The sequence below is a fragment of the Ethanoligenens sp. genome (genome assembly GCF_047718355.1).
Classification (GTDB): Bacteria; Bacillota; Clostridia; order Oscillospirales; family Ethanoligenentaceae; genus Ethanoligenens.
The window spans coordinates 1-4889 of record NZ_JBDNLG010000134.1; the positions used below are offsets into that span (position 1 = coordinate 1).

General features: G+C 51.2%; 6 protein-coding genes. 3 read left to right on the forward strand and 3 right to left on the reverse strand.

Features of this window, described 5'->3' with window-relative positions; translation table 11 throughout:
* Window positions 1-270: 270 nt before the first annotated feature.
* Genes ABF463_RS13880 through ABF463_RS13890 form a run of 3 tightly spaced genes read left to right on the forward strand, consistent with a single transcriptional unit; the run spans window position 271 to window position 2934 of the window.
* Window positions 271-1335 carry an HD-GYP domain-containing protein gene (locus ABF463_RS13880; RefSeq protein WP_415534528.1) on the forward strand — a complete coding sequence of 355 codons (1065 nt, stop codon included), beginning with the start codon at window positions 271-273 and terminating at the stop codon, window positions 1333-1335.
* Window positions 1336-1384: 49 nt separating this feature from the next.
* Entirely contained in the window at window positions 1385-1534 is a 150-nt protein-coding gene (locus tag ABF463_RS13885; protein WP_415534530.1) for a hypothetical protein, read from the forward strand.
* Window positions 1531-2934: an ATP-binding protein gene (locus tag ABF463_RS13890; RefSeq protein WP_415534532.1), complete on the forward strand. Its 1404-nt coding sequence runs from the start codon at window positions 1531-1533 to the stop codon at window positions 2932-2934. Before ABF463_RS13885 ends, ABF463_RS13890 begins: the two co-directional genes overlap by 4 nt.
* A 69-nt stretch (window positions 2935-3003) precedes the next feature.
* Here the strand turns inward: ABF463_RS13890 and cysK are convergent, their stop codons facing one another.
* From cysK to ABF463_RS13905, 3 genes are all read right to left on the reverse strand, one after another.
* Window positions 3004-3939: a cysteine synthase A gene (cysK, locus tag ABF463_RS13895; RefSeq protein ID WP_415534534.1), complete on the reverse strand. Its 936-nt coding sequence runs from the start codon at window positions 3937-3939 to the stop codon at window positions 3004-3006.
* Window positions 3940-4018: 79 nt separating this feature from the next.
* Entirely contained in the window at window positions 4019-4396 is a 378-nt protein-coding gene (locus ABF463_RS13900; protein WP_415534536.1) for a RidA family protein, read from the reverse strand.
* 50 nt (window positions 4397-4446) lie between these two features.
* Window positions 4447-4878: an RrF2 family transcriptional regulator gene (locus ABF463_RS13905; RefSeq protein ID WP_415534538.1), complete on the reverse strand. Its 432-nt coding sequence runs from the start codon at window positions 4876-4878 to the stop codon at window positions 4447-4449.
* Window positions 4879-4889 lie beyond the last annotated feature (11 nt).

Below are 4889 nucleotides of genomic sequence, written 5' to 3' on the forward strand. Positions count from 1 at the left end.
GGATAGGTGGTTGCTCTTGGAATGGTCCGATAAATTGTCATGATAAGATATATTTTTTGTAAAAAACATTTTATCCCCCCTCAATTTTTGGCGAAAACGGTCGATATGATATATGGTTTACTTTGGTTTAAATCAGATGATACAGATGCGTATCTTTTTACACCAGACAAATCTCTTAGTCAACAACGATGAAGTGGTTTGCTTTATTCAGATTTTTTGTCTGCCCAGCCGGGTTCACCGTCTGAATAAGACTGATTAAAGAGGTTTTCGATGAGATTTATTTCCGTTTACTGCCTGCGCAGCGGCATGGTTTTGGGGCGTAGCCTGCACGGTAAAAACGGTGAGCTGCTGTTGGGCCAAGGGCAGGTCCTACAAGCGTCTTACATAGAACGTATTCATCATTTAGGCTATCATGGTGTCTATATTTCGGACGATATTTCCGATGATATCGAAATCAAGGCGATAGTCAATGAAGAATTACGCATGAAAGCGGTGACCGCCGTACGTGACACGTTTATTTCCACCCAGACGTTGACGGGTGTGGATGGCGCATTTGAAAAAACAAAAGAGATTGTGCACCGCCTGGTTGATGATATTTTAGCCAGCAGTGACACCATTGTGAATATGGTGGACATGAAGGTGTTTGACGACTATACATTTTATCACTCCGTCAATGTTTCCGTTTTGTCGCTGCTTTTAGGCGTGTCCTTTTCATTTCCAGAACCCAAACTGTTTCGTTTGGGTCTTGGCGCGCTGCTGCATGACATAGGAAAAGTTTTTGTCGGCAAGTTTCTGCTGGATAAACCGGGACGTCTGGAAGAGGACGAGATGCGGGAAATGCAGAAGCATCCGATCTATGGGTATGAATTTTTGCGCGACCATAGCGATTTGCCGGTTACCTCGTATATAGGTGTGCTTCAGCACCATGAGCGCTTTGACGGAAGCGGGTATCCATATGGGTTGAAAGGGGAGGAAATATCTGAATTTGCCCGCATCATCAGTGTGGCAGACGTATACGACGCGTTGAGTTCGAATCGACCATATCGCAGCGCGGTTCTGTCATCGAATGCGATGGAATATATCATGGGGGGCTCCGGTACTTATTTTGACCCGGTCTGCGTAAATATGTTTGTGCGCAAAGTGGCGGCATTCCCATTGGGGACGGTCGTCCGCCTGAGCAACGGGATGAGTGCGATCGTAGTATGCAATTATGCAGACTGCTGCACACGACCGTCGGTGCGCATCCTTTCCGGCGAATGGCAGGACCGCGTGATCCACCTGAGCAGAGAAAGAAATCTGCGTAATGTGACTATTACTGAAGTAATCGACATGTGATAAACGGCCGTTTTGCCAATCGTCGGCTATTGGGTGGGTTTTGTTGACTGTGCCGAACGAATATGCTATATTGACTGATGAAATATACCTGCGGACGATGACGTCTGCGCTGTGTGCCGTCGAGGTGAAACACGACGGGCAGGTGGGTTTCCGCGCCGCGGCCGCCCACATCAATAAACATATCGGGGTGTCGGCATGACGTTGATAGACTGTCTTCATGCATGCAATTCATGGTGGAGAGGGGACGGGGTCGAGCCGGACCTTTTATTTAGGCGCATACGCGCCGAGTTTGCACAAATTGTCAAAGACATCGCGGGGGAGAAAACGATCGGGCTGACCGGTCCGCGCGGCTGTGGTAAAACGACGCTGCTTTATCAAACAGTGCATTATCTGCTACGGTTGAAAGTTCCACCGCGGCGGGTACTGTTTTTCAGCGGTGATGACCCCTCTTTGTTTATCCATAACCTGCATGCGCAGGATGTGGTGATGGCGTATTGTACGGGTGTGTTGCGTGAGGAACCGGAGCAGTTTTCTCAGCCCGTTTATGTATTGATCGACGAAGCACATCATGTGCGTGGATGGCGGATTTTTGCGCAAAAATGTCATGAAAAAGGATGGAAGTTCCATTTTATAGTTGCTGCGCCGATGCCGCAGCTGCTTTTTCCTGCGGGGAGCGAAGCGCTGCGGGAAAGGGCGTGCCTGTTTGCGGTGCCACCGCTTTGCGCGCCGCAATTTTTAGAGTTTTATTGCGCGTATCGTACGGTGGAGTTCGATTGTGCCGCCTATAAAAGCCTGCTGCCGGATTTTGATTTGTTTGAGCAAACAGAAGATTATGCGCGCGCTTTGCTGGAACAGCTGCCCGCACTGGAGACGTTCCGGGCGGGCAAGCGGAATATCGTGGAACAATATTTTCTGGCCGGCGGATATCCGGGGTATTTTGAGGCGCGGAATATGGCCGCATGGCACCGAAAACTGTTTGACGATATCATCGATCGCAGCCTGTATGGTGATATCTTGAGTAATTACGCCATCAAATCTCCTGAAAAGCTCAAAAAATTGTTGTATTATATTGCCTCGCTGGAGGGACGCGAACAGGCGTATGCGGGTATTGGAAAGTATCTGTCGCTCAATACCGTGACGGTGATGAACCATCTGCATCTGCTGGAGAATGATGGGATCGCCTATGTCTGTGAATATTACAAGGCCAATATTTCCGGTGTTCTGCGAAAGAATAAGCGGCTTTATCTGCGCGATTGCGGGATGAAGCACGCACTGCTTCGCCGGCAGACGTTCACGCCCGAAGAACATGCGCGTGCCGGACGGGAAGCGGTTTTATCTCTGTTGCTTGACTATGCGGAGAAAAACGGCGGAAAGATCTGGTACTGGCGTGGTGTGAAAGGACAGGCGCTCTATGTTTTGGAGCGGCGCGGGCGGTTGTTGCCGGTGCAGTTCCTGACAGGTACGGATATCGGGTCGGGAAGCCCGCGCGCCCTACAGTCGTTTTGCCGGATTTTTTCACATGTGGGCGGACTGGTCGTTACGCGGGAAACGCTGGATGTGCGTGACGGCGTGGCATATATCCCGCTGTGGATGCTATGAAAAAGGGATAGAAAAAACGCGGATAACACCATTGGTTATCCGCGTTTTGATCGGTTTCACCGGTCGTTGTCAGTCTGCTTGGAACAAGGTGGTGGAGAGATAACGCTCACCAGTATCCGGCAGCAGTGCCACAATCAATTTTCCCTTGTTTTCCGGGCGTTTTGCCAGAATGGTGGCCGCATGGACGGCGGCACCGGAGGAAATGCCGACCAGCAGACCTTCTTTTTTGGACAGGCTGCGGGATGCAGCGAAAGCGTCATCCCCGGAGATCGGCAGGATTTCATCAATGACAGTGCGGTCGAACACATCGGGTACAAATCCTGCGCCGATGCCCTGAATCTTGTGCGGGCCCGGTTTTCCGCCCTCAAGGACGGGGGAATCGGACGGCTCTACCGCCACGATCTGTACGTTCGGCTTTTTTGCTTTTAAGGCCTGCCCCACGCCGCTGACGGTGCCGCCCGTGCCTACGCCCGCCACGAAGATATCCACGCCGCCGTCGGTGTCGCGCCAAATTTCCTCACCGGTGGTGGTACGGTGGATAGCCGGGTTGGCCGGATTTTTAAACTGCTGCGGGATGTAACTGCCGGGTATCTGCGCCGCCAATTCCTCGGCTTTGCGGATGGCACCCTTCATTCCTTCAGAGCCCGATGTGAGCACCAGTTCTGCACCCAACGCTTTGAGCAGGTTGCGACGTTCTACGCTCATGGTTTCCGGCATGGTGAGGATAAGCCGATAGCCCTTTGCCGCGGCGACAAACGCCAGACCGATGCCGGTATTGCCGCTGGTCGGCTCGATGAGGACACTGCCCTGCTTAATGAGTCCTTTATCCTCTGCATCTTTGATCATGGCGTAACCGATACGATCTTTGACGCTTCCCGCGGGATTAAAATATTCCAGCTTGCCTACGATGGTGGCTTCCAGCCCTTCGGCTTTGTTATAAGCTGCAAGTTCCAGAAACGGGGTGTTACCGATTAAATCGGTCAAGTTTTTTGCGATGTTTGCCATGATATATTCCCTCCAAAAAGTGATTCTTCTATTGTAAATAAAACAAGCATATCATGTACTGTTCTGGTCTGGCAGGCAATCAACATGCGGCGATGGCTTCAATCTCCAAAAGAACACCCTTGGGCAAAGCGGAAACCTCCACACACGAACGCGCGGGATAGGGTTCCTTGAAGAAAGTAGCGTAAACGGCGTTGATGGCTGCAAAATCCTCCATATGACGGATGAACACGGTAGTCTTCAGTACATCTGCAAAACCAATACCCGCTTGTTCCAATATGGCGCCGAGATTGATAAGCGCCTGTTTCGCCTGCTCATCTACTGATACGGGCACCGTACCGTCCGTCGGATTGACCGGAATCTGTCCGGAAGAAAATAAAAGCCCGCCTGCCAGCACAGCCTGCGCGTAAGGTCCAATGGCTGCGGGCGCTTGCGATGTTGTGATTTCCTGTTTTGGCATGTTCGCCCCATTTCTGTCAAGCATTTCGTACCAGCGTCATCTTAAGCGGATTAGATATAGAACATGGTGTAATCCTGCCCGCTGCGATATTCTTCTACCAAGTCACCGAGCGTAATGGAGTCCACTACATGGTCGATACCATTATTGATGCGATCCCACACATACTTTTTAATACAGTCCTGCAATGGATTTTCTCCGGAGATTTCTTCCGTTGCGATATGCAGACTGCCTTCCAGCACACGCAGGATGGCGCCGATAGTCATTTCTCGTGGCTGCATCGCCAGCGCATAGCCGCCTTGCGCGCCTTTTACACTGCGCACAAAACCAGCCTTGCGCAATTGGGAAAACACCTGCTCCAGATAGTTGACCGAAATCTGCTGCCTGTCGGCGATATTGTACAGTGAAACATGGCTGCCGTCAGCATGAACAGCCAGATCCAGCAGTGCGCGCAGACCATAGCGCCCTTTGGTGGACAATTTCATAAAGTCTCCCC